Annotated in this window: 5 protein-coding genes; 1 reads left to right on the top strand and 4 read right to left on the bottom strand. The window is 64.5% G+C overall.

Annotated elements, in window-relative coordinates; all coding sequences use genetic code 11:
• Positions 1 to 292: 292 nt before the first annotated feature.
• Entirely contained in the window at positions 293 to 2,647 is a 2,355-nt protein-coding gene (locus tag QZ213_RS24120; RefSeq protein WP_291688589.1) for an Orn/Lys/Arg decarboxylase N-terminal domain-containing protein, read from the top strand.
• 6 nt (positions 2,648 to 2,653) lie between these two features.
• Here the strand turns inward: QZ213_RS24120 and QZ213_RS24115 are convergent, their stop codons facing one another.
• The 4 genes from QZ213_RS24115 to QZ213_RS24100 form a co-directional block, all read right to left on the bottom strand.
• The gene (locus QZ213_RS24115; RefSeq protein WP_291688588.1) at positions 2,654 to 3,262 is read right to left on the bottom strand and encodes a GNAT family N-acetyltransferase; all 609 of its coding nucleotides are present in this window, start codon (positions 3,260 to 3,262) and stop codon (positions 2,654 to 2,656) included.
• Between the two features lie 126 nt (positions 3,263 to 3,388).
• Positions 3,389 to 4,177, bottom strand: coding sequence for a fumarylacetoacetate hydrolase family protein (locus QZ213_RS24110; RefSeq protein WP_291688587.1), 789 nt, complete (start codon positions 4,175 to 4,177; stop codon positions 3,389 to 3,391).
• Between the two features lie 111 nt (positions 4,178 to 4,288).
• Positions 4,289 to 4,699 carry an RNA polymerase-binding protein DksA gene (gene dksA / locus QZ213_RS24105; RefSeq protein WP_029586682.1) on the bottom strand — a complete coding sequence of 137 codons (411 nt, stop codon included), beginning with the start codon at positions 4,697 to 4,699 and terminating at the stop codon, positions 4,289 to 4,291.
• A gap of 177 nt (positions 4,700 to 4,876) precedes the next feature.
• On the bottom strand, positions 4,877 to 5,293 hold the full coding sequence (locus tag QZ213_RS24100) for a flagellar assembly protein FliX (RefSeq protein ID WP_291688586.1): 417 nt from the start codon (positions 5,291 to 5,293) through the stop codon (positions 4,877 to 4,879).

The raw sequence follows: 5,293 nt of genomic DNA, 5'->3' as shown, positions 1-5,293 counted from the left end.
GCGTGCGGGGATGCCGGGTGATTTCCGGTGCGACCGCTGTGAATACTCGTGTGCATTCTGAACTACCCCAGCGCACACGAGGCTGCGGGTGCACTGGGCACCCGGCATTCCCCACGCCCTCCTTGGGGGCGGAAGGTTTTGCAAAACTCGGGCGCATCGCGCCGCGGGATCGCGAAGGCGCGCCCGAAATGGGACGCGTCTGAAATCGCAACTGTCATCTGGTTCTGCTATCCATTCATGCGCGTATGGCGGACGCCATTGCAGCTGCGACCCGAAAGGGAGGGATGGCCGGATGGATTTCTTCAGGCATTTCACGATACTGATCTGCGCGCCGGCCTTCAACGCCGACGATCTGGAGGGGCTGCGGCTCGCGCAGATCACGGTCGAGATCGAGAAGCTCGGCTTCGAGGTGGTGCGGGCGCGGCGGGTCGAGGACGCCGAGATGGCGGTGCAGACCGATGCCGCCATCGGCTGCATGGTGGTGGATTGGGGCAAGAAGGGCCTCGAAGGCAAGGCCATCGAGTTGATCAACCTGATGCGACGGCGCGGCCTCGAAATGCCGATCGTCATTCTGGTGCGGCGCAAGCGCCTGGAGGACATCCCGATCGAGGTGCTCGACTATATCGACGGCTACATCTTCCTCTCCGAGGAAACCCCTGACTTCATCGCCACCAACCTGGTCAGCCGGCTCAAGCAGTATGCGGAGACGCTGAAAACCCCGTTCTTCGGCGCGCTGGTGGACTATGCCGAGCGCGGCAATCAGCTGTGGACCTGTCCGGGCCACAACGGCGGCATTTTCTACAACCGCAGCCCGATCGGCCGGATCTTCGTCGAGCATCTCGGCCAGGAAATCTTCCGCGACGACCTCGACAATTCCGTGCTCGAACTCGGCGACCTCCTGGTCCACGAGGGTCCTGCCCTGAAGGCGCAGCAGGAGGCCGCGGCGATCTTCGGCGCCGAGAAGACCTATTTCGTGCTCAACGGCACCTCGTCGTCGAACAAGATCGTGCTGTCCGCGCTGGTCGCCGAGGGCGACCTCGTGCTGTTCGACCGCAACAACCACAAGGCGGCGCATCACGGCGCGCTGTTCATCGGCGGCGCCATTCCGGTCTTTCTCGAGACCGACCGCAACGCCTACGGGTTGATCGGCCCGATCTTCCATCAGGCCTTCGACGAGGCGCGCATCCGCGAGAAAATCCGCCGCCATCCACTGATCGCCGACAAGGAGGCCTGGCGGCGCGAGCGGCCGTTTCGCGTCGCCGTGATCGAGCAGTGCACCTATGACGGCACGATCTACGACGCGCGCATGATCGTCCAGAAGATCGGCCATTTGTGCGACTACATCCTGTTCGACGAGGCCTGGGCCGGCTTCATGAAGTTCCACCCGCTGTTCGCCGGGCGCTTCGCCATGGGGCTCGATTGCCTCGGCCCGGAGCAGCCCGGCATCATCGCTACCCAATCCACCCACAAGCAGCTCGCGGGCTTCTCCCAGGCCTCGCAGATCCACGTCCGCGATCGTCACATCAAGGGGCAGCGCCGCCGCGTCGAGCATCGCCGCTTCAACGAATTCTTCATGCTGCATGCATCGACCTCGCCGTTCTATCCGCTGTTCGCTTCGCTTGACGTCGGCGCGCAGATGATGAAGGGGCGTTCCGGCGAGGTGTTGTGGGACGACACCATCCGGCTCGGAATCGAGTTGCGCAAGAAAATCCGTGCGATCCGGCGCGAATTCGAGGACAAGGAGAAGGACCCGGCGCGACGCTGGTTCTTCGAGGCCTTCGTTCCCGATCGCGTCACCGTCACGGACGGCGACGGTGGAGCGCGGCGCGAGGTCGCCTGGGAGGATGTGCCGACCGACGAGCTTGCCGCCAACGCCCGTTACTGGGAGCTGTCGCCGGGCGCAAGCTGGCACGGCTTCACCCAGGTTGCGCCCGGCTACGCCATGACCGATCCCAACAAGCTGACGCTGCTGACGCCGGGCTTCGACCGCGAAACCGGCGCTTACGCCGATTACGGCATACCGGCGCCGCTGGTCGCGCAATATCTGCGCGAGAATCGCGTGGTGGCGGAGAAGAACGACCTCAATTCGCTGTTGTTCCTGCTCACGCCCGGTGTCGAGTCGAGCAAGGCCGGCACGCTGCTGAGCGCGCTGGTCGCCTTCAAGAAGCTGCACGACGACAATGCCCGTCTCGACGACGTCATCGGCGAATTCGTGCGCCGGCGCCCTGCCCGCTATGCCGGCGTGCGGATCCGCGAATTGTGCGGCGAGATGCACGGCTTTTTCCGCGACAGCGCCACCAGCAACCTGCAGAAGGCGCAGTTCCTGCCCGATCATCTGCCCGATCTGGCAATGCCGCCGCACGAAGCGGTGCGCCAGATGGTGCGCAACAATGTCGACTACATCCCGGTCGACCGGATCGCGGGGCGGATCGCCACCACGATGTTCGTGGTCTATCCGCCCGGCATCGCCACCATCGTGCCGGGCGAGCGGCTCGACGAACGCGCGCGCCCGATGCTGGATTATCTGAAAATGTTCGAGCGGAGCGCGAATCTGTTTCCGGGCTTTGATGTCGAGATCCAGGGAATCTATCGGGAAACCGAAAAGGATGGCGCGGTCAGATTCTACACCTATGTGGTGCACGAATAATCCCTGTTACCTGTGCTTTCGATCGATCTTCAGCTTCAAGGTTCCGTTGTCATCGTCCGGCGGGCTCGCCGCGCCCGGCCCAAGCGCACGCTGCATCAGCATGCTGTCGGTCCAGCGACCGTATTTGAAGCCGACCGCCTTGAGCAAACCGGCGTGCTCGAAGCCGAACGTCTGGTGCAGGCGTTGCGACGGCACGTTGGCGGTGTCGATATAGGCGATCATCTGGCGGCAGCCGGCGGCGGAGCAGGCGTCGATCAGGACCGGCAGCAGGCGCCGGCCGACACCGGCATTGAGATGATCCGGATGGACGTAGATCGAGTGCTTGACCGTATAGCGGTAGGCCGGACGCTTTCTGAACGGCACCGCATAGGCGTAGCCGATCACCGCGCCGAGATATTCGGCGACCAAATGGGGCAGCCGGTGCTTGAGCATGTTCTTGCGCCGGCGCTTGATGTCCTCGCCGTTGAGCGGTTCGACATCCATTTCGCCGAGGCCGCGCTGGATGTGGTGGGCGTAGATGGCCAGCATGGCCGGCACATCGTCCTCGGTCGAGGCACGCACGATGATATCGAGGGGACGCTCGAGCGCGGTGCCGCCGGCCGTCAACGAATCCAACGCCTTCATCCCACAGCAATCCGCCTTGAGCCGCGCCCCTTGATCGAGCACGCCTCGATGACAGCTTCGTGTCACACGCGTTCCGCCGACGACAATTTGAAGGCGCGAGCGAATGCGCGCCCGGCTTCAGCCTCGAAAATCCGCCGCCACACTCCCCAGCCCCTCCAGCTGCATCACCACGCGGTCGCCGGCGTTGAGCCACACCGTCTTGACCAGGCTGCCAGTGAGCACGATCTCGCCGACGCGCAGACCCTTGCCGTCGGCGGCGAGTTGGTTGGCGAGCCAGGCGAGCGCGTTGTGGGGGTGGCCGAGCACGTCGGCGCCGGTGCCCTGCCCCACTTCCACGCCATTGATCAGCGCCCGGCCGATCACCTTGGACAGATCAGGCGCGGCGGATCGCGGCACGCCCTGGCCGAGCACGCAGCCGGCGGCGAAGAAATCATCCGCGACAAGCGTCGGCGCACCCATCGTTTCCCATTTGACGTAGCGGTCGTCGACGATCTCGATCGCCGGATAATAGGCGTCGATCGCCTCGGCGACCCACTCGGCGGTGAACGGCGCCTCGGTCGGCGTAAGGTCGCGCGCGAGCCGCACCGCGATTTCGCATTCGACGCCGACGCGGACGAAATCCTTTGCGTTCAGCGATACGCCGCTGTCGTGAACGCCCTTTGCAAACACGCCGCCCCCGCAGGGGTGAGGGATATCAAGATATTGCTGCATCACCGCGCTGGTGCAGCCGATCTTGTAGCCGACGCGGGCGCCGACATCGGCTGCGAGGAGATCGTGAACCGCATCCTGAATGCGATACCCTTCCGCCTCGTCGCGCGGCGCTGCATCGGCGGCAAGCGGGGCAAGCGGCGTGCGGCTGCGGCGGGCCGCGGCGATGGCCTCGGCAGCCGCGCGAATGTCGGTCATCGGCGGCCTCCACGCTGTTGTTTTGACGCGTCTTGCTTGCGCGAACCGGAATCCGCTTCGCCCGAAGACGCTACGCCAAAAAACAAAATGACCGCACGCGGCGGCCAGATCCTATTCGTCGCGATAGACTTTCTCGCGTTTCTCGTGGCGCTCCTGCGCCTCCACCGAGAGCGTCGCAATGGGGCGCGCCTCCAGCCGCTTCAGCGAGATCGGCTCGCCGGTCTCCTCGCAATAGCCGTAGGTGTTGTCCTCGATGCGCTGCAGCGCCGCGTCGATCTTGGAGATCAGCTTGCGCTGGCGGTCGCGGGCACGCAGCTCGATCGCGCGGTCGGTTTCCGACGAGGCGCGGTCGGCGAGATCGGGGTGATTGACGTTCTCTTCCTGCAGGGTCTGCAGGGTGATTCGCGATTCCCTCAGGATTTCGTCCTTCCACGCCAAAAGCTTCGCGCGAAAATAATCGCGCTGGCGGTCGTTCATGAAAGGCTCTTTTTCGGAGGGTCGATAGTTCTTCAACTTTTCCAAGGCCAGCCCATCTGTACGTGCAAGGCGGTCCGAAAGCGTCGGTCCGCGCGCGCCTTATATAGCGGCGTCATGTGACAGACAATATCGACGACCGCCAGCAAACTGTGCACTGCGGGGTTTCCCCGGCAGGAACCTGTGAGCAACCTGAAGGCGTTAGCCGGCCGGCCCTTTCCGGGCTCAGTATTGCCCGGCTTTGGCCAATTCGACCTCGACCCGCAGTTCGATCTCGGACAATACCGCGTCCAGCCCGGGGTCGCCGGAGGAGGATTTCAGGTTGGCGGCGGCGTCCCGCAGCCGGCTGACCGTCGAGGCGTCGAAATTGCCCGACAGAAGCCCGATCTTGAGGTCGTCCAGCACGTCGAGCGCGCCCTTGCCGCGCTGCACCGAGCGCTTTCTGCGCTCGGTGGGATCTTCCTCGATCCCCTGCAGTGCCAGCAACGCATCGATGCTTCCGGCAGCCTTGGGCGCAGCGGCGGCGCGGGTCTCGGGCGCAGCCGCCGCATCGTCCGGCAAGGAAAAGCCGGTCGATGAGGTCCGCTTGGTGTTCCCCGCCGGCGAGCCGAGGGTGGTTCCGTTCGGTCCGTAGATGCGCAT

It is taken from the genome of Bradyrhizobium sp., assembly GCF_017881085.1.
In the GTDB taxonomy this organism is placed as follows: domain Bacteria; phylum Pseudomonadota; class Alphaproteobacteria; order Rhizobiales; family Xanthobacteraceae; genus Bradyrhizobium.
Note: the sequence above shows the minus strand (reverse complement) of the source record. Positions and strands in the feature narration are given on the sequence as shown.

Excerpts from the sequence above, each read along its gene's own strand:
- QZ213_RS24110 (WP_291688587.1), bottom strand. The coding sequence starts at position 4,177 with ATGACCGACATTCGCGCGGCTGCCGAGGCCATCGCCGCGGCCCGCCGC.
- QZ213_RS24100 (WP_291688586.1), bottom strand. The coding sequence starts at position 5,293 with ATGCGCATCTACGGACCGAACGGAACCACCCTCGGCTCGCCGGCGGGG.
- QZ213_RS24120 (WP_291688589.1), top strand. The coding sequence starts at position 293 with ATGGATTTCTTCAGGCATTTCACGATACTGATCTGCGCGCCGGCCTTC.